The organism is Mycobacterium sp. DBP42, from assembly GCF_005924235.1.
GTDB classification, from domain to species: domain Bacteria; phylum Actinomycetota; class Actinomycetes; order Mycobacteriales; family Mycobacteriaceae; genus Mycobacterium; species Mycobacterium syngnathidarum.
On record NZ_VCMY01000049.1, the window covers coordinates 18094 to 39744 of the forward strand.

Below are 21651 nucleotides of genomic sequence, written 5' to 3' on the forward strand. Positions count from 1 at the left end.
CCAACCGCCGTACCCTTCCCTCGTGAACGCGATCGATCCTGACCAGCTCAGCACGTGCCTGCGGGTGCTGTCCGAGGTGCACACGCTGCCTCCGGAGCATCCCGATGCCGTTGCTGTGCGCCAGGCCACCGCGAAGATGTTCAAGGCGCTGAAGAAGGAACGCCGGGCCGCCCGACGCGACGCGATCGCGGCGGCCGACCGGGCCGTCATCGCCGCCACCGCCACGGGTGCGCCGGGACGGATCGACGACGAGACCCAGGGTCTGCCGCTGGTGTCCACCGCGGTCGGGGCCAGTGCGGGCACGCTGCTGCGCTCGCGGGCCTGCTACATCTGCAAGCAGCACCACACCGTGGTCGACGCCTTCTACCACCAGCTTTGTCCGGACTGCGCCGCGATGAACCGGGCCAAGCGCGACGCCCGCACCGACCTGACCGGGCGTCGGGCCCTGCTCACCGGCGGGCGCGCCAAGATCGGCATGTACATCGCGCTGCGGCTGTTGCGCGACGGCGCGCACACCACGATCACCACCCGGTTCCCCAACGACGCGGTGCGCCGCTTCGCCGCGATGGAGGACAGCGCCGACTGGCTGCACCGGCTGCGGGTGGTGGGGATCGACCTGCGGGACCCGGCCCAGGTGGTGGCCCTGGCCGACGAGGTGGCCGCGCAGGGGCCGCTGGACATCCTGATCAACAACGCGGCGCAGACGGTGCGTCGCCCGCCGGGCTCGTATGCCGCGCTGGTGGAGGCCGAGCGCACCCCGCCGCCGGCGTTGGTGGATGTGGTCACCTTCGACCATGTCAGTGACGCGCATCCGCATGCCCTGGCCGGGAGTTTCGGCGAGCACCCGTCGCCGCACGCGCTGAGCGAGCTGGCCCTGACCGCGCGCAGTGCTTCACCGGAGCGGATCTCCGCAGGGACGGCCATCGATGCGGGTGGGCTGCTCCCGGACATCGCGTCGGTCAACAGCTGGACCCAGCGCGTGCACGAGGTCGACGCGATGGAGCTCCTCGAGGTGCAGCTGTGCAACCAGACCGCGCCGTTCATTCTGGTGAGCCGGCTGCGTCCCGCGCTGGCCGCCTCACCGGCCCGCCGCAAGTACGTGGTGAACGTGTCGGCGATGGAAGGCCAGTTCAGCCGCGGTTACAAGGGGCCCGGGCACCCGCACACCAACATGGCCAAGGCCGCGCTGAACATGCTGACCCGCACGAGTTCCGGGGAGATGCTGGAGCAGGACGGGATCCTGATGACCGCCGTCGATACCGGGTGGATCACCGACGAGCGTCCGCATCCGACGAAGCTGCGGCTGGCCGAAGAAGGTTTCCACGCACCGCTGGATCTGGTGGATGGTGCTGCGCGCGTGTATGACCCGATCGTCCGCGGGGAATTGGGCGAGGACCTGTACGGGTGTTTCTTGAAGGATTACTCGCCGAGTCCTTGGTAGGCGCGGGTGCGATTGTGAACGCCGCGAACAGCGGGATGCGGGCCGGCTGACCTCACCGGTACCAACTGTCTCACCGGTCACCAATTCGGCCCGAGCTCGGGTGGATCCGGCGCGGCGGTTCCGCAACCGTCGTGCGGGCTGGCTAGCCTGGCGTGACCTCCAGGAAGCGAAATATCAATGTTGGTTCTGCACGGATTCTGGTCCTCCGAGGGGCTCTGCCTGTGGGCTGAGGACTCGGCCCTGCCAGTGAAGAGCGCAAGTCAGGCGATGCGCACCGCTCGCCCACATCCCTTCGCCGCGGCTGCCGACGTGATCGGCGAAATCCACCCGGGCAAGCCCGGAAACAGTGTGCTGCTGTTGCCGTCACTGCGGACCTCGCCGCTGGACTCGCCGGAACTGCTGCGGATCACGCCGCGGCCTGCGTCCCGCAGTGCACCCGCGCTGCTGCCGTGGTCGGTTCCGGTGCTATCGGTTCCCGCAGCCTCGACGTTGGCCGTTCTCGATGAGATGGCGGCAGATGTGCGGTATGGCGCGTCGGTGACCTACCTGGCCGATATCGCGGCATTCGCACGAAAATTGTTGGCGGGCGGCCGACTTCTGCCTGCGCTGGGTATCGACGAGGGGCAGCCCGTCGCGTTCTGGCGGCCCGTGATCCAGGGTGCCGACGTGATGGAACTGAACGCGATCGTCGCGGCCATGCCGCCCGTGTTCCGGGCGGAGTCGGCTGCCGGGGCAGCATCGGAGTTGGTGACGTCGGCGTTGGGAGTATTCGTCGACGAGCTGGCGCGTGCCGCCGCGCCGCCGGTCGAAGAGATGCTGCCACCCCGTCGCGGGCGCCGCCCGAAACGTCTCGCGGTCGAAGAAGCGTGGGTGGCCGCACTGACGGCGCCCGACGGCAGGTTCGACGCGGAGTTCCACGCTCTCGACGCCTTGGCCGACGCGCTGGCGCCGTGGGACGAGATCGGGATCGAGCAGCCGGGTCCGGCTCGGGCGACCTTCCGGCTCACCGAGGTCGAGTCCGGCGACGACGCGGCGGGCTGGCGGCTGGAGTTCCTGCTGCAGTCAGTCGCCGACCCCAGTCTGCTGGTCCCGGCAGAGCAGACCTGGGACGACGACGGCAACCTGAGGCGTTGGCTTGACCGTCCCGAGGAGCTACTGCTCGCCGAGCTCGGTCGTGCGGTCCGGATCTACCCGGAACTGACCTCCGGTCTGCGCACCGCACTTCCCTCCGGTCTCGACTTGGACGCCGAGGGTGCCTACCACTTCCTGTCGGTCGCGGCGCCGCTGCTCGACGATGCGGGCTTCGGGGTGCTGCTCCCGTCGTGGTGGGATCGGCACCGCAAGCTGGGCCTCGCGGTGTCGGCGTCGACACCGGTCGACGGTGTGGTGGCTACGGCCAGTCGGTTCGGCCGCGAGCAGCTCGTCGAGTTCCGGTGGGATCTCGCGGTCGGCGATGACACGCTCACCGAGGACGAGATCAACGCGCTGTCACAGACCAAGGCACCGTTGATCAGGTTGCGTGGCCAATGGGTGGCGGTCGATCAGGAACAGCTGCGACGCGGGCTCGAGTTCCTCAAGAGCCACCGGTCGGGACAGGCGAGTCCCGCCGAGCTGCTGGCGTTGGCGGCCAGCCATCCTGACGACACCGACACCCCGCTGGAGGTGGTGTCGGTACGGGCCGACGGTTGGCTCGGCGATCTGCTCAACGGCGTTGCCGGACAATCACTTCAGCCCCTGCAACCAGCACCGGACTTCGCTGCGACGCTGCGTCCCTACCAACAGCGAGGTCTGTCGTGGCTGGCCTTCCTGTCGTCGCTGGGCCTGGGCAGTTGTCTGGCCGACGACATGGGTCTCGGCAAGACCGTGCAGCTGCTTGCGCTGGAGTCCGCCCAGCGCCACAACGACCCCGTCGCCGCCCCGACCCTGCTGCTGTGCCCGATGTCCTTGGTGGGCAACTGGCAACGGGAAGCCGCAAAATTCGCGCCGGCGCTTCGGGTTTACGCCCACCACGGCCCGGAGAGGCTTCGTGGCGGCGCACTGGAAGAACAGCTGGCCGAGGTCGACCTGGTCGTCACCACGTATGCCACGGCCACCCGCGACATCGACGAACTCGCTGGCCATCGGTGGAACCGGGTGGTGCTCGACGAGGCCCAGGCCGTCAAGAACAGCCTGTCGCGCGGGGCCAAGGCGGTGCGCCGCCTGGACGCCGAGCACCGGATCGCGCTCACCGGTACCCCGGTGGAGAACCGGCTTGCCGAGTTGTGGTCCATCATGGACTTTCTCAACCCGGGCCTGCTCGGCTCGTCCGAGGTGTTCCGGGCCCGGTACGCGGTGCCGGTGGAGAAGTACGGCCAGACCGAGCCGGCCGAACGGCTGCGCCGGATCACCCGTCCCTACATTCTGCGGCGCCTCAAGACCGATCCGGCCATCATCGACGACCTGCCCGAGAAGATCGAAGTCAAGCAGTACTGCCGGCTCACCACCGAGCAGGCATCGCTCTACCAGTCCATCGTCGACGAGATGATGGAGAAGATCGAGCACACCGACGGAATCGAGCGGCGCGGCAACGTACTCGCGGCGATGACCAAACTCAAGCAGGTCTGCAACCACCCCGCTCAGCTGTTGCACGACCGGTCGCCGATCGGCACGCGTTCCGGCAAGGTGATCCGGCTGGAGGAGATCCTGGAGGAGATTCTCGCCGAAGGGGACAGGGTGCTGTGCTTCACCCAGTTCACCGAGTTCGCCGAGATGTTGGCACCGCACCTGGCCGCGCGGTTCGGTCAGGATGTCGCTTACCTGCACGGCGGTGTGCCGAAGAAGCGGCGCGACGAGATGGTCGAGCGTTTCCAGTCCGGTGAAGGACCGTCGATCTTCCTGCTGTCGCTGAAGGCGGGTGGCACCGGGCTGACCCTGACCGCCGCCAATCATGTTGTGCACCTGGATCGATGGTGGAACCCAGCGGTGGAGAACCAGGCCACGGACCGGGCCTTCCGGATCGGTCAGAAGCGCACCGTGCAGGTGCGTAAATTCATCTGCACCGGCACGCTCGAGGAGAAGATCGACGACATGATCGAGCAGAAGAAAGCACTGGCCGATCTGGTGGTCGGGGACGGCGAAGGCTGGCTGACCGAGCTGTCCACCGGCGACCTGCGCAAACTGTTCACCCTGTCGGAGGGAGCCGTCGGTGAATGACTGGTATCCACCGTCGCGGCCCCGTGCCGCTGACGGGTTGAAGGCCCGCAGCGCCCGTGGCGCGATCGCCCAGACGTGGTGGTCGCAACGGTTCATCGGAGTGCTCGAGGCCATGGGTATGGGTAGTCGGATGCAGCGCGGCCGCAACTATGCCCGTCGCGGTCAGGTGATCTCGCTGGACATCGGTCCGGGTCTGGTCACTGCGGAGGTGCAGGGCAGCAGGGTACGTCCCTACCGGGTCCGCATCGGCATCCCGGCGTTCGGTAAGAGCGAATGGTTGCAGATCGAAGCCGCGCTCGCCGAAGATGCTTTGTACACAGCGGCTTTGCTTGCCGGTGAGATGCCGGCCGATATCGAGGACGTGTTCGGCGCGGTGGAGTTGCCGCTGTTTCCCACGACGGCCCGGGACCTGTCGCTGGACTGTTCGTGTCCTGACTTCGCCGTGCCGTGCAAGCATCTCGCGGCGACGTTCTACCTGCTGGCCGAAGCATTCGACGAGGATCCGTTCATCATCCTGGCCTGGCGGGGCCGGGACCGTGAGGACCTGCTGGAGAATCTGGCCGCCGCCCGTTCGGGTGGTCGCCCGGCCGCCGATCAGGCGGCGTCCTCAGGGCCGGACTTGACCGACTGCCTCGATTCATTCTTCGTGCGGCAGAACGTTCTTCCGGTCTTCAGTCCTCCTGTTGCCGCGTCGACGGCACTGCTTGACCAGCTGCCCGAGGTGTCGGTGACCGTGCGCAGGCGCAGGCTCGCTGAGATTCTGCGGCCGGCGTATGTGGGCTTCGGGGAGCAGGACTGAGCTGCGCTCGGGCTCACGACTCGCCGAGGTAGGTGTCGGTGCCGCGCCCGATTGACCATGCGCGCCGAACCCACATCGCCTCGAGGTTGTGTTTGACTCGCTCAGTGCCTGGCGGCAGGGGCGCCGAATGGATTGCATCGTGCACAGTCTCCATGCAGGACTGCACGATTGAGCATGCGCGACGCTCAGACATGCCCCAGGAGGCTCCTTCTCGGGCGAGGTCATCGACGTCGACAACGTCGATCGCGGTCTTGCCGTTGATGACATGCCCGGTGCCCTTGTACTTGGAATCAAGGTATGCGGTCGGTGCCGCGTCGTACAGCGGGGCCAGGGATATTCGGCCAAGTCGATCGATCATCAGCGAGTAGTTCTTGGAGTGCGCGTCTCCATTGCCGATCACGACATTGAATGTCCCGGTTCGCAGCAGTGTTGCGCGAAAATCACCGGGGTCTGCGGCACGTGCTGCGGCTGTCCGGGCGATCCGTTTGAGGCGCGACCCATGGCGTTTGGACTCGGCGGTACTTTCGTATTTGGCTTGTGGCGGAAGGCCCATCGCCTGGCAGAAATCCTCTTGATGCCGACGTTCTCCGGCCGCAGTGCGGTCGTAGCGGGTGACCACAATCGCCTCGCGGTCTTCGAATGTGGCGAGGCGTGACTCCGCAGCCGCCAGGTGGGCGGCCCGGGCGACGTGTAATGCCCAATTCTCGGTCTGGACGAGATGGGAAAGCGCTCCGCTCAACGGTTCTGGTTTGATGATGTGCGTCGAGGCGGCACCTTGCTCTGGCCAACCCCAGCTGCCGTCGTCGAGTGCGGTGAGGAGCACCTTGTCCTGAATGCCGGCCAACGATGCTTGCGGCGTGGCGCCGTCGGGTAGGTGATATGTCGGCAGGTCCGCAACGAGCCGTGTTACTTCGTCGTCGGTGAGTCGGCGCACATGACCTGGGCCGGGCGCCACGTCGGTGTCGAGAAACTGTACGGCTCCGGCGCATTCGGCCCCGACTCGGCGCAGCAGCTCCATGCTGTCGGTGACGGGCACCCGAGCTTCAGCGGCGAGCTGTTCGCGCAGATTACCTTCGGGCAAGAGACCCGAGAGAAACGCCGATACCGGCATCGGGGCGCCGGGGCTCCGGCCGTCGGTGGCCGGCCGGCGAGTGATCGGTAGCGCCAGCGACAGCACCCGACTACCTTCACCGAAGGTATCCAGGGCGTCTTCGGTGAAGTCCAGGCGGTACCGGAAACGGGTTGGCTCGCGCAGCTGCGCGATGTGCGTCCCATGCAGCCATACGTTCAATGGCTTACTGGCCATCGAGCACCGCGACCCTGGTGAATTTGGGTGCAATCGCGATGGCATGGCCGCATTCCGACAATGCCCGCAATGCCGTGTCGACGCTGACGGATTCGCCGCGTTCGAGCCGCGAGATGGTCATCCGGGTGACCCCGATGCGGTCGGCGAGTTCGTCCTGGCGCAGGCCCTTTGCGCGGCGGAGGGCGCGGATACGCTCACCGAACTCGGCGGTGTCGTACACCAGCGCTTCGTGATGCATTTATTGAGCATAGCGATCAATACGTGGAATGATTGCTATTTCGATCATTAGGCGCAGTGGTGGAAATGATCGAAATATCAGGCATGGATAGGGTCAGGCGAGCTGTCCAAGCGCTGCAGCGACCGCCGCCCGGACCGTGGTGGCGACGGTGTCGGGGGAGGACGCGTCGAACTTGCCGTCCAGGTGCAGGAACGCCAGGCCGTGCACCAGGGCCCACACCGCGTTCGCCATCGCGTCGGGATCTGACATGGGAATGGCCTGTCGCACAATCGATCTGAGGTACTCGCTGATGGCCTCGACCGCGGCGACGCGTTCCGGGCTGGTGGGGTCGCACGGTTCGGCGAACATGGCCCGGAACAGGCCGGGGCGTTTCAGCGCGAAGTTCACGTAAGCGATGGCGATGTCGGCGAGGTCGGCGGGCGTTTTGGGTGACGGGTTGGCCGCGGCCAACTGGGTGGCCAGATCGCGGTAACCCACCGCGGCGACCGCGGACAGCAGCGCGTCACGGTCGGCGAAATGCCGGTACGGCGCGGCGGTCGAGACGCCCGCGCGGCGAGCCGCTGCCCGCAGCGACAGTTCGTTCGCGCCGCCCTCTTCCAGCAGCTCCAGTGCTGCCTGCACGAGCGCGCTCGGCAGGTCGCCGTGGTGATACGACCTCGTTGACGTGGGCATTCGGGATCTACCTCACAAGTGTTGACACCGCTTACATGCTCCCCGTATGTTAGCAGCAAGCAGAAGTAAGCACTGTCAACATTGATGAGGGAGTTCCCATGTCGAATGCGTCGGAGGCGTTGTTCGCGCCGCTGCAACTGAAGTCCGGTCAGGTCTTGCGCAACCGGATCGCCAAGGCGGCCATGGAAGAGGGCATGGCGGGTCGGGCGCAGCTGCCCGGTGAGCGGCTGATCACGCTGTACCGGCAGTGGGGCGCCGGCGGAACCGGCCTGCTCATCACCGGCAACGTCATGGTCCATGCCGAGGCGATGACCGGACCGGGCGGCGTCGTGCTGGATGCCGACTCGCCGCTGGAGCCCTTCGCGGCGTGGGCGGACGCGGGACGGCGCCACGGGTCTGCGATGTGGATGCAGATCAGCCATCCCGGGCGTCAGGTCCAGGCCGACATGCCGGGCGTGGTGTGGGGACCGTCGGACGTCGCGGTCGAGCTGGGCCGGCACTCCAAGCGATTCGGGCAGCCGGTCGCGATGACGGCCGAGCAGATCGCCGACACCATCACCCGCTTCGCCACCACCGCGCGGCGCGCCGAGCAGGCCGGGTTCGTCGGCGTCGAGGTGCACGCCGCACACGGATACCTGTTGTCGCAGTTCCTGTCTCCGCTCGTCAACACCCGCACCGACGAGTGGGGCGGCTCGCTGGAGAACCGGGCCCGGCTGCTGTGCGAGATCGTCCACGCCATCCGCGCCGAGGTGTCACCGGGGTTTTCCGTTGCGGTGAAACTGAATTCAGCGGACTTCCAGCGCGGCGGCTTCGACGCCGACGATGCCCGCAAGGTGATCGACATGCTCGCGCCGCTGGGCGTCGACCTGGTCGAGTTGTCCGGCGGCAGTTACGAAAGCCCCGCGATGACTGGCCGCCCAGCCGATGAGCGCACCGCGGCCCGCGAAGCGTACTTCCTGGAACTGGCGTCCGAGCTCGCCGTGAGCAGCCCCATTCCGCTCATGCTGACCGGCGGCATCACCCGGCGTCAGACCGCCGAGCGCGTGTTGGCGAGCGGCGTCGCGGTGGTCGGCATGGCCACCGCGCTGGCCGAAACCCCCGACCTGCCCGCGCGGTGGCGTCACGGCGCGGAGGCGACCGGACGGCTGAAGCCGGTGACCTGGCCGGACAAACCGCTGGCCTCCATCGCCAGCATGGCGATGGTCCGCTACCAGATGCGCCGACTCGGTGCCGGGAAGAAGCCCGCGCTCAACGTCGGGCCGGCGTTCGCGTTGGCAGCCGATCAACTCGTGGCACGGCGGGCCCTGCGTCGGTACTCGCGGTGGCTGGCCTCGCGGCCGCGGGTGGGTACTCGGACATCGGTGTAGAGACTGTGGACAGGAGACGATCATGACGAACGTGCTGATGGTGATCTCGGCGGCCGACCGCTGGACCCTCAACGACGGGACGGTGCATCCGTCCGGGTACTGGGCCGAGGAGGTCGCGCGGCCGCACCAGATCTTCACCCAGGCCGGGTGGCAGATCACGGTGGCGACGCCCGGCGGCACGGCGCCGACGCTCGATCAGCTCAGCCTCGGGATCTCCGGCGGCATGCCGTGGAAGCGCAAGGAGGTCAAGACGTATCTGGACGCCATCGCCAACGTGCTGGCTCATCCGGTCTCGCTCGACACCGTGAATGCCGACGACTACGACGTGGTGTTCTACCCGGGCGGGCACGGCCCGATGGAAGACCTTGCCTACGACCCGGTCTCGGGTGCGCTCCTGGCACATCGGTTGGAGTCCGACAAGCCACTGGCCCTGTTGTGCCATGCGCCGGCGGCGATCCTGGCCGCTAGTGGGCCGGACGGGGTGTCACCCTTCGCCGGTCGGCGCATGACCGGGTTGTCCAACCGCGAGGAGTTGTTGAACAGCTTCGGGCGCAAGGCGCCCTGGCTATTGGAGGACAAGCTGAAGGAGGCCGGCGTCGACTACTCGAAAGCGCGGCTGCCGCTGCGTCCGCATGTCGTGGTCGACGGCAACCTCTACACCGGGCAGAACCCGCAGTCCTCGGAGAAGCTCGCGGAGCGACTCGTGGCGGATGTTGGGACGGGAGTCTGATGCCTTCCGTTGAGGTGGACCTTGGTGGGCGCCTGGTCACGGTGCCCAAAGGGGGCCTGTATGACCGATTTCGGATGCGCACCGACCTCGACGAGGTCGCGCGTGATCCCCGGGTGTCGAGCGTCGACTTCTTCCGGACGCTGCCCAAGACCGAGGTGAACTCGGCGATCGGGCCGACGCTGACGCCGAACTTCTACTACCGCATCTCGACCGCGCGGCTGGTGATGCTGGCCCGGTCCCGTGATATCCGCACCCGGCTGCCGAAAGAACTTGCACCCCTGGAGATTGCACCCGGCCTCGGGATCGTCTCAGTGATGTTCTTCCGCTACGACGTGTGCGACATCGACTTCTACACCGAGGCCGCCGTCGGCGTCGCGGTCCGGCCGGCGCGGCACGGCAAGCTGGGGTTCGCCGACTTGGCGAGCAGCCTGGCCAACGATCACCTGCACTCGTATGTGCTGTCTCTTCCGGTGAGCACGCAGATCGCCCAGGTGCGTGGACATGACGGGTACGGGTTCCCGAAGTGGGTAACCGAGCTTGATGTCTCGATCGACACGGATCGGACGGTCGCGCGCGTTGGGAACGATGCCGGTGGGGTGGATCTGGCGCTCTCTGCTGTCACCCCGCGCCAGGCGAAGTATGAGACGGGGGAGCGGGTTTCGACGCTCACGTCGTACACGTCGTTGGGCGGCGCCTGGCATTCCACGCTGAGCCAGACAAATGTGCTGTCGGCCGGGACCGCGCGGTTTCCTCGTGGCGTGGATCTGCAGATCGGGCAGGGGAGGATGGCTGATGTCTTGCGAGCTCTCAATCTGATCAAGACCATCCAGCTCGATGTCGTCACGGAAGGTCAACTCGCGCTGCATATGCCGGTGCCGGTGTCGGTGCGGGGTTGATCCGTCCTGATGGATGCGGCAGGCCGGGGCCGGCCAAGCAGGCAGGCCCCGGTGTCGCCGTCTACGGCGTCAGCGCCACGGTGACGCCGCCGGAGAACATCGAGTCGTGCAGTTCGATGCGTGCCGGTGCTGCGCCGGCCGGCATGTCGTAGACCAGGGATACATCGACGGCATTGCCGGGGTTGATGTCGTCCCAGACTGGGATATCCGAATCGCCCAGAGCGATCTGAGCGGACGAATCGCTTTCGAAACTGCGGCCTTGGGTGTCGATCAACTTCTGGTTGGACGGACTGAAACCTTGTGCCCGGTCACCGATGTTCTGCACGCTGAGCGTCACGATCACGAACTGGCCCTGAGCCTTCTCGCGCAGGTAGGGATTGTCGCCGATTTCTGTCAGCCCGGGCTGCACCGTCTTGACGACGAACTCGAACTTGCCGTCGCGGACCGGGGTGTTGAGCCCGGCGGTCGGCGTGTTCTCTTTGGCCGGGGCCGGCGCGGCGAGCGCGGCGCTGGGCTTCGGGCCCTGCTTGGTGTCGTCCTTGTCGGAGAACGCCGACATGACGGCCACGAATGCGACGACGCCGATGACGATCGCCGGCCACTTGCGCTTCTTCGCGTGCGGTGGTGCGTACTGGGGAAAACTCTGCGCAGCAGGCTGATTCGGGTCGTTGGGCTGCTGATAGGGACTGCTCATGGCGGTGTTCCTTCTGTCTTGCGCCCGGGCACCGATGCCAGGCGAACAGGAGAACGTACAACCGGGCGCCGACAAGTTGGCGCCTGGTTGGGCCCGGCATCGGCCTCAAGCTTCTGAGCATGCGATTCGCCCCTGTGCCGCCGCGTTGTTCGTCGCGGTGATGGACTGGGCGCGGATTGGTTGATCAGCAGCTGTGTCGATCCCACCCGCATCGAGCTCGCGTGCTGGGAAATTGGTGCAAAGCGGCTGGATCCTCGTAGGTGACAATGGATGACGGCACATGCGTTCGGGGAGGTAGATGATGCTGGTTGATCCTGAGGTATTGAGAACCTTGGCGAGTCAGTCAAATGCGGCGAGCTCGACGATTTCTTCTGCAGATGTCGGTCGCAAGACGACGTCGGCGGCAGATGGCCTACCAGGTTCCACCACGCAGTGGGCCGCGCGCACCGTCGGTGAACACTTCTCGCAGATGGCCATCAAGCTCGCCGACAATGTCACCAAGATGGGCCAGGCGGTCCGTGGCGCGGGCGACGCTTTCGAGGTGACGGATGACGCGCTGGCCAGCGACTTCGATGGGTTGTTCTAGCCGATGTTGCCGTCTCGTCCCACTTTGATCGGTTGGAATCCAGACTCCTTGACCTCGTCCGCGGCTGCGATCAAGTCGGCTTCCGGATCGGTGTCGGGTGCAGTGAAGGGAATCGATCAAGCGTGCCAGGAAATGCCGGCGATAGGTTCGTGGTCAGGCCGTTCCCATGATGCGGCCGCTGCGATGTTCACTCGTGCAGAGCGTGATGCCGTCAAGTTTTCTGGGTACGCCGACGCTGTGGCGGCTGCGCTTGGCGGCGGCGCGGAATCGATCGGTGATGCGCGCAGGGCGTTGCTTGCGAAGGCCGACGAGGTCGATGCCGGGCCGCTGAATGTGTCTGACCAATGGGTGGTGCTGGTTGACCCGGCGACCATGTCAGAGGAGGAGATCGCCAAGCTGCAGGCGCTGGCGTTGGAGGAACAAGGGGTGATCAATCGCATGCTGATCACCGTCGGTGACGCTGACGATGCGGCTGCCAACGCGGTGGTGGCGGCAGGCCACGAGTTCGGCTACATCGAGCCGGGACCGGCGACCGATCTCGGCGGATTGCTGCTTCCAACGGCGCAACGGCCGCCTGATCAGGTACCCGACCCGACGACGCCGCTGGGTGTGGTGGGCCAGGAGGCACTCCGGGCCGCCGATGAGCAGCGGAACGTCCGGGAGATCATCGAATCGACCAATGGGAACGGCGAGGAGCTGACGACGGTGATCAAACAGGACGGCAGCAAGGCGGTGACCACTCGGATGAAACCGTTCGACTGGCCAAGTAAGCAAAACTTCTATCAGGTCGAAGAGTTCGACAAAAACGGTGAGCGGATAGCGAGTACCAGTTCTTGGCGCGATGCGGCTACCGGCACTGACTACACGTCGATCACCTACGCAAACCAATCGAACCTCTTGATGTCCAGGGACTCGTCCGGGCACAGGAGTGCTAGCTTCACCCCGCCCGCCGGGCAGCCAAGTACTGTGCCTGTCGACTTGATCGACAAACTGTCAACATCTACCGGGGCTGGCATGTCAGGCATGGAGAAACACATCGCACACGGCGGTTCGTTACCGATGGTCACGGCGGAATCGCTCGAAAACATCGGCAAGACCATGAAGTACGGTGGTCCCGCGCTAGCTGCGGCAACTACAGTGTTCGACTTTGTTATGGCGGATTCAGACAAAGACAAGTGCATCGCGCTGGTCGCGGGTGCCGCAGGCGGTGGCGGGGGTTGGGCTCTTGCGGAAGTTGGCGCGGGGCTTGGCGTGTTCGGTGGGCCACTCGCGCCGGTGACCGTTCCGGCAGGAGCGGTTCTTTTCGGGCTCGCCGGCGGATTGGGTGGCTCAGCGATGGGCAAGTTCGTTGGGGATGCCCTGTGTCCGAACTGAATCTCCCTGAACCGACCCGGTGGCGGGGCGGGCGGTGGTTTCTCCCGCTAGCCGGTGTTGTCGGGTTCGGTATTACGGTGGTTTACGCTGCCCTGGGGTTGACGGCGGCTACCCGCGGGAACTTCTTGACCGCGATGGTGTCAGTCGGGTGGGTGGTTTTCCTGCTGACCTTCCTCGCATCTGTACTGTTGGTCGGGAGCGACCGATCTGAGGCGCGGATTACTAGTGATGCATCGGGTTTCACCCTACTGCCGGACAGACGGTTCACTCTGCTCATGCTGATTGGCGTTGTGGCGTCCATACCGAGCTCCGCGGTTTTCGCTGTGTGCGCGCCCCTAGGCCTTATCGAGTTCGCGGACACACGGATGCTGCAGACCGTCGGGGCGGGTGCAGCAGCTGTCGTAGTTCTTACGGGCGTCAGCGGCTTGGTCGTCGCTTGGCGTCGCGGCGGGGTGGGGCATGTAAAGCTAACACCCGCGATGATCGAGAACGCCGATATTCTCGCGACGAGGATGTTCGAATGGGACGATGTGATGGACGTGACCGACCACGCGGAATCGCGGAAGTCGCGGCGTGCAGTAGTGCTTCGGCTTCGGGACGGCAACGAAGAGATCATCAGCTTCGCGAACATCTATGTGCCCCGCGGCGCGGCCCTGTACTGGTTGGTGCGGCATTACTGGCGGCATCCCGAGGACCGGATGGAGTTGGTGGATTCGAGAGCACTAGAGCGGTTGCGCGGCGGTCAATTTGATTTCAGGTAGCCATTGACAGGGTGACCGGTCTTCGGGGCCTCAACCATTTCGGTGGCGCAGAAATGGGCGAGTTTGCCGGGGAGGCTTTGTGTCCGAACTGAACCTCCCCGAACCAGCGAACTGGGTCAAAGCTGGCAAGCCCATGTTGTGGGCGGGACTGGTCGTCTCCGTGGGGATGGTCTACTTCGTTGTCCGAGGCATCCTTGCCGGCCTGCGCGGCAACTACTTGACGACGATTTTGATTTTCGGATTCGTTACGTTTCCAGTGCTGATGATGGCGGCGCTGCTGTTGGCGGCGGCCGGCAAGACCCGGACGCGGACCTCCAGCGACGCAACCGGGTTCACCGTGTGGCCGGATAAGCGGTTCAGCATGCTGTATCTGACAGGACTCGCGGCGATCGGCCCGTCGGCACTGCTGCTCGCGTTCTTCATACCGCGCGGCGCGATCGACCTTCCCATGTCGCGAGGGCTCCAAATCTTCTCGCCTGCGCTGTTCATCGCAGCTGCCGTGCTCGCGGTCATCGGCATCATCAGCTGGGTGCGGCGCGGAGGCGTCGGATACCTCAAATTCAGCCCGGCAATGATTGAGATCGCCGATGTCATCAAGACCAGGGCGGTGGAGTGGGATGACATTGTCGACGTCAAGGATCATTCGGAGACCAAGGACGGCAAGAATGCCGGTAGGTCGGTGGTGCTGTGCCTACGAGATGGCAGCGAGAAGGTTATCGGCGGCTTGAGCCTTTATGTCCCGACGGGCGTGCCGCTCTACTGGATGGTGCGGCACTACTGGCGACACCCCGAGGACCGCGCCGAGCTGATGGACTCGCGGGCTTCAGAGCGGTTGTGTGACGGACAGTTCGATCTCAGGTAGCGCGACCACCCGGGCATTCAGCTAGCTTGAACTGCCCGCCGAACCCGACGAATGCTAACGAAAGGTTCCGCATTCGAGCCGGTGCGTAGCGCCGGCACCGGCGAGTTTCTGTCGAGTGTCTTCCCACCGCGTTACCCTCCGGGCGTGGACGCCGGACTATACGAATCTCTCCTCACTGATCGGCTCAATGCTGCCTCGGCTGAGCGCGACGACCTGCAACCTTTGCTCAGCGTGGTCGATGACTCCGAGCAGGCATTGACGATTACCCGTCACCTGGCCCCACTCATCGAACGGCAGCTCAAGGTCGCCGGCAATGCCGAAGCGCGTGCCAGGCTCCTGCGGAACCTGCTCGAGGTTCTGGGTGATGTCGATGCTATGCAGGAGAACCTGTTTCAGGATGATCCCACCAAGATCCGTCGCCTCGATGCGGTAAGTCCGAAAAGTCTGGGAGCTCGCCAGCTTCCACGTCCAGCAACACCGCTGTCCGACGCGGCGCTGATGACTAATGCTCGCAATGAGCCGACGCTCGCGGCGGAGTTACGAGCTGAACTCGCCAGCGCCGACCACGTCGATCTGCTGTGTGCGTTCGTCAAGTGGCAGGGTCTGCGGCTGCTCGAACGTGAGCTCACGGAATTGCGTGAACGCGGGGTTCCGCTCCGCGTCATCACCACGACCTACCTCGGTGCTACCGACGCGCGTGCCCTGGACGCCTTGGTTAACGAGTTCGGTGCCGAAGTCCGGATCAACTACGAAACTGACCGTACGCGCTTGCACGCCAAGGCGTGGTTGCTGCGCCGCAACACCGGCTTTCACACCGCCTACGTCGGATCATCCAACTTGTCGCACGCGGCCCTGGTCGACGGGCTGGAATGGAACGTGCGCCTATCGGCCATCTCCACCCCACACTTGCTGGAGAAGTTCCGCGCCACCTTCGACTCCTACTGGGAGAACCGCGAATTCGAACCGTACCGACCCAGCGAGGACGGCGACAAGCTGCGTGGGGCATTGGAGATTGCCTCCGGCAAGAAGCAGCGTGATTCTCTGACGATCACCCTGTCTGGTCTCGAGGTCACGGCCAAGCCATATCAAGCTGAGTTGCTCGAGCAGCTCGACGCCGAACGCGTCCTTCATGATCGGCACCGCAACCTCATCGTCGCGGCCACTGGGACGGGTAAGACCGTGATCGCTGCGCTGGACTATCGCCGATTGGTGCGGGAGGTCCATGGCCGGGAACTGACGCTGCTGTTCGTGGCCCACCGCAAGGAGATCCTGCAACAGGCGCGGCGGATGTACCAGGAAGTGCTCACCGACCCGTTGTTCGGTGAGCTGCTGGTCGACGGCGATCAGCCCAAACGCTGGCGTCACGTATTCGCCAGCATCCAATCCCTCACCCCGGACCGACTTTCCACGATCGAGCCGGACCATTTCGACATCGTGGTGATCGACGAATTCCATCACGCACAAGCAGCCTCATACCGCCGCCTCCTTGACCACATTGCGCCGATGGAACTGCTCGGATTGACCGCGACCCCGGAGCGGGGTGACGGCATCGACGTCCGGTCGTTCTTCGGAGGACGGGTGGCCGCGGAGTTGCGGTTGTGGGATGCCCTCGAACAGAACCTGCTGTGCCCGTTCCACTACTTCGGCATTCACGACGGCACCGACCTCGAGACCCTGCAGTGGAAGCGCGGTGGTTACGATCTGACCGAGTTGAGCGCCGTCTACACGGGCAACGACGCCCGCACCCGCATCGTGCTGGACCAGTTGCAGGACAAGGTCGCTGATGTCGGGTCGATGCGGGCCCTGGGGTTCTGTGTGAGCGTCGACCATGCCCGATACATGGCTGATCAGTTTGCCGCCGCCGGCATTCCCGCACGCGCCGTGGTTGGCCTCGACGACAGTACCGAGCGACGCGCGGCGTTAGCGGCGCTGCGCAATCGGGAGATCAACGTGTTGTTCACGGTTGACCTGTTCAACGAGGGCCTGGACATCCCGCTGGTCGACACCGTGCTGTTTCTGCGTCCCACCGAGAGCGCGACGGTTTTCCTGCAACAACTCGGTCGCGGACTGCGGCTTGCGCCTGGCAAGTCGGTGTTGACGGCCCTCGATTTCGTCGGGCATCAACGCAAGGAGTTCCGCTTCGATCAACGGTTCCGGGCATTGACCGGGCTGGGGCGCAAGCAACTGGAAAAGCAAGTCAAGGAGGGGTTTCCGTTTCTACCGTCCGGGAGCCAGATCGTGCTGGACGAGGTGGCACGCGAGCTGGTGTTGGAGAACGTGCGCCAGCAGACGTCACCGAAGAAGGCAGCGCTCATCTCGGAAATCCGCGCACATTCCGACGATCGGCTGGCCTCGTACCTGGATGAGTCCGGGCGTGGGCTCGAAGACATCCTGCGCACGGATCGGTCGTGGACGACGCTGTGTCGCGATGCCGCGAAGCTGGGGGAGAACCCGGGACCGCGAGAGAACGAGTTGATAAAGCGCGTGAAGGCATTGACACACGTGGATGACCGCCGGCGTTGGAAGGCGTACAGCGCGCTCCTGCAGAATTGCCGCGCAGAGGAAGGGGTGACTGAAGAGCGGCTTGGGGCGATGCTGTTCTACTCCCTGTTCCCCAACGGCGGCGGATTCGGCAGTGTCACACAAGGACTCGACGTGCTACGGGACGAAGCCGTGGCTGACGAGATGCGGCAGGTGATCGACATTGCGTTCGACGGTGCACATCGCAGTACCTATGACTTGTCGGACATGGGGGCCGAATTCGCCGACGTTCCGCTCGCGCTGCACGCCAGTTACTCGCGGGAGGAGATCCTGGCCGGGATGGGCTTTGCGTCGCAGAAACGGACACCCAGCACCATGCGGGAGGGAGTGGCGTGGTGCCCGGCCGTCAACTCGGACGCCTTCCTGATCACGCTGAAGAAGTCCGACACCGACTACTCGCCGACGACCATGTATCGGGACTTCGCGCTGAGCCCGGAGCTGTTCCATTGGGAGTCGCAGTCGACGACCTCGTCGGCCTCGCCGACCGGGCAGCGCTACATTCACCACCGCGAGCGGGGGTCCCACATCCTGCTGTTCGTGCGGGAGGCGAAGACCAACGCGTTCGGCGCCGCGCCCTACATCTCCCTGGGGCCGGCCGAGTACGTCTCCCACGAAGGAGACCGGCCGATGGCGATCACGTGGCGCTTGCACCAGGCAATGCCGACCGAGGTGTATTTGGGGGCACGGGCTGCGGTGGCGTGAGTGGCGAGGCCACCCGATGCAGCCGTGTTGGACCTCTGACCTGCACTAATTTGTCTTGACGTCAATATTTGCCGCAGTGTGACCCGGGCGCCTCTACGAGCTGTCGGTGATGTGGCTTACAGTGCCTCCGAAGTGGCAAATGGAGGGGCACGGTGTCGGACAGTCGGACGCTCTCGGATTGGATGAGCGACTCAGAGTACGAATGGCGCACGAGACTGCAGCCAGCAAAGCTCGTCATCGAGACTGACTTCTCTGCTGACGAGGTGCGTGAGGCTCAGCGCAAGTTCGGCGCTGCGTCCCTTCATCTGCTCAAACAAGACGTTTCGTACCAGTCGATCATCAAGCGCTATCCAGCGCTGACGCTCATGATCCTCGTTGGCCATGCATCACTCGCCTACGATCACGGCGCGTACTGGGAAAGTTTCTGGGACGAACTTGGCGTTGCGCGGGACACAGAGTTTGAACGGGTGATCCGGCGAAGCGTCGTCGATCTTCTCGACAAGTTCTCCCTAGCGCGATTCCCGGATATCGAGCGCGACAGCTCGCGTAGGTACGTGATGATGTTCGCGCTGCATGCGGGTATGCCCGTGAACTCCATGTCGCACCTGCTGACGGTGATCAACGATCACGTAGCTCAGGGTCGTCCCGCGACGGGGGCCGCGTTGATGGAATGGCTCCAAGAACCTGGAAAGGAATACCGCGCGGCAGCGCTGGACGTGCCCGTCCGGAACTTTCTGGAGAATGGTGCGGAGTTCGCGGCAGACATCCTCGATCGCATTATCGAGTTCATCGAGGCCACCATCTCAGACCCCGGCATCCTGGCGCGAGATGATCTCGATGCCTCGAACACAGGCCTACCTCGGGTATTGCTCGACGAGTTGGTTTGCCAGCTTAAGGACGCTCCGCTGCGCTTCGAGCGGAAGCGACTCGCTGCGGATGTCGCGTTCCATCCCAGGATCTCCTACCTGGTCGACGACGACGAGATCGTGCTGGAGATGTCGACTCCCACAAGCGGATCGGACGTGCCGTGGCGGGTGTCGTTCGACGGCGACGTGCGTGATGTTCATGCCGCTCGACGTTGGGGTGGTGGCAGCCAAACGGCTGTTGCACGAGCAGCGATACCTGGGCCGATCCGTGAAGCCATCGTTTCCCATCCCCAGGCGGGGGCTCCGTCGGCGATTCCATTGGTTGTGCAAGTGGATCCGCTGCTTACGTTCGATCAGCAAGGGCGTTGGATTCCCCGGCGGGACGGTCTCAAAGACTGTGTGTGGGCGGTGTACCCCGACGATCACCAATTGGTCGACGCACGCACGCAGAGCCCGGTGGAATACGACGACAATGGATCCCCGGCGGGCTGGTATGGCTGGCGAAGTGCCTTCGTCCAGCTTGACGACGTCGACGCACTTCAGTTGGTGCGGGACGGTATGGCAGTTGGTACGGAGCGATGGGTCAGAAAGGACGCGCGCCCACGGTTCCAGCTCGGAGACGCGGTGCCTGGCCTTGCTGCTTCGGACGGGAGATCGGTTTATAGCGAACGGCCGTGGGTGATGCTGCCACCGTCACGGACGGACCCGCCGCCTCGGTGGAATGTTCGGGTACGGCGCTTTGGTGATGCCCAATGGGCAGTCGATGAGGAGTGGCTGAGCGAAGTCGAAGAAACGTGCGTTGATCCGTTCGACGACGACGAGAGATTCCAGCTTGGGCTGTTCGAGATTCTGGTGACCGGTCCCATGGGTGCTGATGCCCGCTGCATCTTGTTTTTGGCCGAGGGGGTCCAAACCAAGTTCGATCCCAAGGTCAGGGTTCCGGTCGCGGAGGGTCTGACGGCGTGCACCTGTGTTGTGGACAGCGACGGATTATCCGTAGAACCGCAGGGCCCGTACACATTTGGTCTCCGTGAGCTTGAGGCCAAGATCGAGCTTGGAAACGACGAGGCCACGGAAGTCGTTCTGATCCGTCCTCCCCATGTCGAGATTCGAAGTGGTGAGGCGGGTGTCCCGGCCGCGTGGCGCATGACACCGGACGCATGTGACCCCGACGATTTCGCGCAGGACAGGTTTGTCGCCGTCCGAGCACCTGGTGTGGACAACGTGGAATTCGGATACCTGTCCGACCGTGGCGACCTGCTGCAGATTGACCGACGACCGCGACAGCGCCAGCGCGATGTGTTCGAGGTAAGGATCCAGCAGTTCGCGGACACGGTGCGTAACCATCCCTCGGGTCGAGTTATGGCGACGCTGCACACCGAAGCGGGACCTGTCGAGGTGCCGGTGTTGTCATCTCAGCCTCGCCTGCTGGCATCTGGTGTGAGCCTCGTTGACGACGCACTTGAATTCACAGACCTAGCGGACGTACAAGACCTGGCGGTGTATGTCTGGAACAGCACCGCGCCGTGGCGCGCCCCAGAGATCATTCCGCTCGCAGATGGGAAGGCTTCGTTGCCTGACCATCTCATTGGCAGAGGGGATCTACGTTGCCAGCTGTTTATCGATGACCCCTGGGTGTTCAGTGATCCACCTCCGGTTCCGCCGGCAACGGCGTTCGTGGTTGAACAGCCGGGGTGGAGTGAGGAGGGCACGCCGGACCAGGCGAAGCTCTCCTGCTATATCGCCACCTTGTGCGATCCTCCGGTCGATGTCGGCGCACGCCCCGAGGTATGGACGGCTCTTGCCCAGCTCCACGCTGACGGGAAGCGGAAGCACTTCGCTGGGCTGACCGAGTTGTTAGTCGATGATCCGAGACGGGCTCTGGAATGCTTGGGTGACAGCACTATTCCGGCCGGCGACAAGATGGCCATGCTGATCCGAAGCAAGATAGTAAACCGTGGTTTCACGGCGAAAGAGACTTTGAATGAGCTCCACTTTCATCCGTGGTTCGGCTGCATGGTTGAACTTGCCGACCTGCCTTCGCTTTACAACCGTCGCCGTGAGGTTCCAGCGGAGCGAGCCGAAACCCTAGCGTATTTGAGGGACCGGGGTGGCGAGCCACTGACCGAGTTGTTACGGACCGGCACGGCAACAAGATTCGAACGCGCCTGCCTGGACTCAACCGCCTTGGAACTGAGTTTCCTGCCAGGAGGTCGCGTAGACGCCAAGATGCGCGAACTTCAGCAGGTTCCTCGTGCTCAGCTGCACCCTGAGAATCTGCGTGTCGGCGTGTATGAGGCGCTGACTCGTCGAAGCGAGTGGATGGCTACAGGCTGGTCATCAAACTTCGCTCAGCAAGTGGCCTTTGCGGTGAAGCCGATCAAACGTGCATCGCTCTTGGCCGAGGAGACGATCACGATGCGTATCGACCGGCTAAAGAGTATCGACCTCACCGAATACCCGTGGATGCTGATGTCGGTCGAATCGCTGACGCTAGCCCGGATTTTTCACGGAATGTTGCGTGTGGGGTGTGTAGGTAAGCGAAAGTGCCTGTCCTGCAAGGGATAATTGGACTTCTCTAGGGTTCAATCGTCCTGACGGGAAGGCACTTCGCGGGTGAAGAA

16 protein-coding genes are annotated in these 21651 nt (G+C 64.5%); 12 read left to right on the plus strand and 4 right to left on the minus strand.

The features are described 5' to 3' along the window. Positions 1–22: 22 nt before the first annotated feature. The 3 genes from E0T84_RS27755 (at position 23) to E0T84_RS27765 (ending at position 5432) form a co-directional block, all read left to right on the plus strand. Positions 23–1441 (plus strand): SDR family NAD(P)-dependent oxidoreductase, encoded by a 1419-nt coding sequence (locus E0T84_RS27755; RefSeq protein ID WP_138746089.1) that lies wholly within the window; start codon positions 23–25, stop codon positions 1439–1441. 177 nt (positions 1442–1618) lie between these two features. Further along, positions 1619–4633, plus strand: a complete 3015-nt coding sequence (locus tag E0T84_RS27760; protein WP_070946880.1) for a DEAD/DEAH box helicase — start codon at positions 1619–1621, stop codon at positions 4631–4633. Next, the gene (locus E0T84_RS27765; RefSeq protein WP_070946881.1) at positions 4626–5432 is read left to right on the plus strand and encodes an SWIM zinc finger family protein; all 807 of its coding nucleotides are present in this window, start codon (positions 4626–4628) and stop codon (positions 5430–5432) included. Before E0T84_RS27760 ends, E0T84_RS27765 begins: the two co-directional genes overlap by 8 nt. Positions 5433–5445: 13 nt before the next feature. Here the strand turns inward: E0T84_RS27765 and E0T84_RS27770 are convergent, their stop codons facing one another. The 3 genes from E0T84_RS27770 to E0T84_RS27780 all read right to left on the minus strand — a co-directional run bounded on the left by E0T84_RS27770 (position 5446) and on the right by E0T84_RS27780 (position 7648). After that, positions 5446–6738 carry a type II toxin-antitoxin system HipA family toxin gene (locus tag E0T84_RS27770; RefSeq protein ID WP_138746090.1) on the minus strand — a complete coding sequence of 431 codons (1293 nt, stop codon included), beginning with the start codon at positions 6736–6738 and terminating at the stop codon, positions 5446–5448. Continuing rightward, a complete protein-coding gene (locus tag E0T84_RS27775; protein ID WP_070946882.1) occupies positions 6728–6976 on the minus strand; it encodes a helix-turn-helix transcriptional regulator in 249 nt (82 codons plus the stop codon). The genes E0T84_RS27770 and E0T84_RS27775 overlap by 11 nt, the downstream gene beginning before the upstream one ends. A 93-nt stretch (positions 6977–7069) precedes the next feature. Further along, a complete protein-coding gene (locus E0T84_RS27780) occupies positions 7070–7648 on the minus strand; it encodes a TetR/AcrR family transcriptional regulator (RefSeq protein ID WP_070946883.1) in 579 nt (192 codons plus the stop codon). 98 nt (positions 7649–7746) lie between these two features. Between E0T84_RS27780 and E0T84_RS27785 the strand changes: the two genes are divergently transcribed. From E0T84_RS27785 to E0T84_RS27795, 3 genes are read left to right on the plus strand one after another with little or no spacing between them, the layout of a single operon-like run. Further along, positions 7747–9015, plus strand: a complete 1269-nt coding sequence (locus tag E0T84_RS27785; RefSeq protein ID WP_070946884.1) for an NADH:flavin oxidoreductase/NADH oxidase family protein — start codon at positions 7747–7749, stop codon at positions 9013–9015. Between the two features lie 22 nt (positions 9016–9037). Further along, positions 9038–9745, plus strand: a complete 708-nt coding sequence (locus E0T84_RS27790; protein WP_070946885.1) for a type 1 glutamine amidotransferase domain-containing protein — start codon at positions 9038–9040, stop codon at positions 9743–9745. Continuing rightward, a complete protein-coding gene (locus E0T84_RS27795; protein WP_070946886.1) occupies positions 9745–10641 on the plus strand; it encodes an acetoacetate decarboxylase family protein in 897 nt (298 codons plus the stop codon). Before E0T84_RS27790 ends, E0T84_RS27795 begins: the two co-directional genes overlap by 1 nt. Positions 10642–10702: 61 nt before the next feature. Here the strand turns inward: E0T84_RS27795 and E0T84_RS27800 are convergent, their stop codons facing one another. Beyond that, on the minus strand, positions 10703–11335 hold the full coding sequence (locus E0T84_RS27800; RefSeq protein WP_070946887.1) for a DUF4352 domain-containing protein: 633 nt from the start codon (positions 11333–11335) through the stop codon (positions 10703–10705). A 301-nt stretch (positions 11336–11636) separates the two neighbouring features. On the opposite strand from E0T84_RS27800, the gene E0T84_RS27805 reads away from it, so the two are divergent. The 6 genes from E0T84_RS27805 (at position 11637) to E0T84_RS27830 (ending at position 21595) form a co-directional block, all read left to right on the plus strand. Then, the gene (locus E0T84_RS27805) at positions 11637–11921 is read left to right on the plus strand and encodes a type VII secretion target (RefSeq protein WP_070946895.1); all 285 of its coding nucleotides are present in this window, start codon (positions 11637–11639) and stop codon (positions 11919–11921) included. Between the two features lie 3 nt (positions 11922–11924). Then, the gene (locus E0T84_RS27810; protein WP_070946888.1) at positions 11925–13295 is read left to right on the plus strand and encodes a WXG100 family type VII secretion target; all 1371 of its coding nucleotides are present in this window, start codon (positions 11925–11927) and stop codon (positions 13293–13295) included. Further along, positions 13283–14056 carry a hypothetical protein gene (locus E0T84_RS27815; RefSeq protein WP_070946889.1) on the plus strand — a complete coding sequence of 258 codons (774 nt, stop codon included), beginning with the start codon at positions 13283–13285 and terminating at the stop codon, positions 14054–14056. Before E0T84_RS27810 ends, E0T84_RS27815 begins: the two co-directional genes overlap by 13 nt. A gap of 79 nt (positions 14057–14135) precedes the next feature. Further along, positions 14136–14918 carry a hypothetical protein gene (locus E0T84_RS27820; protein ID WP_070946890.1) on the plus strand — a complete coding sequence of 261 codons (783 nt, stop codon included), beginning with the start codon at positions 14136–14138 and terminating at the stop codon, positions 14916–14918. A gap of 144 nt (positions 14919–15062) precedes the next feature. Then, the gene (locus tag E0T84_RS27825) at positions 15063–18161 is read left to right on the plus strand and encodes a DUF3427 domain-containing protein (protein WP_138746091.1); all 3099 of its coding nucleotides are present in this window, start codon (positions 15063–15065) and stop codon (positions 18159–18161) included. Between the two features lie 182 nt (positions 18162–18343). Further along, positions 18344–21595, plus strand: a complete 3252-nt coding sequence (locus E0T84_RS27830) for a hypothetical protein (RefSeq protein ID WP_138746092.1) — start codon at positions 18344–18346, stop codon at positions 21593–21595. Positions 21596–21651 lie beyond the last annotated feature (56 nt).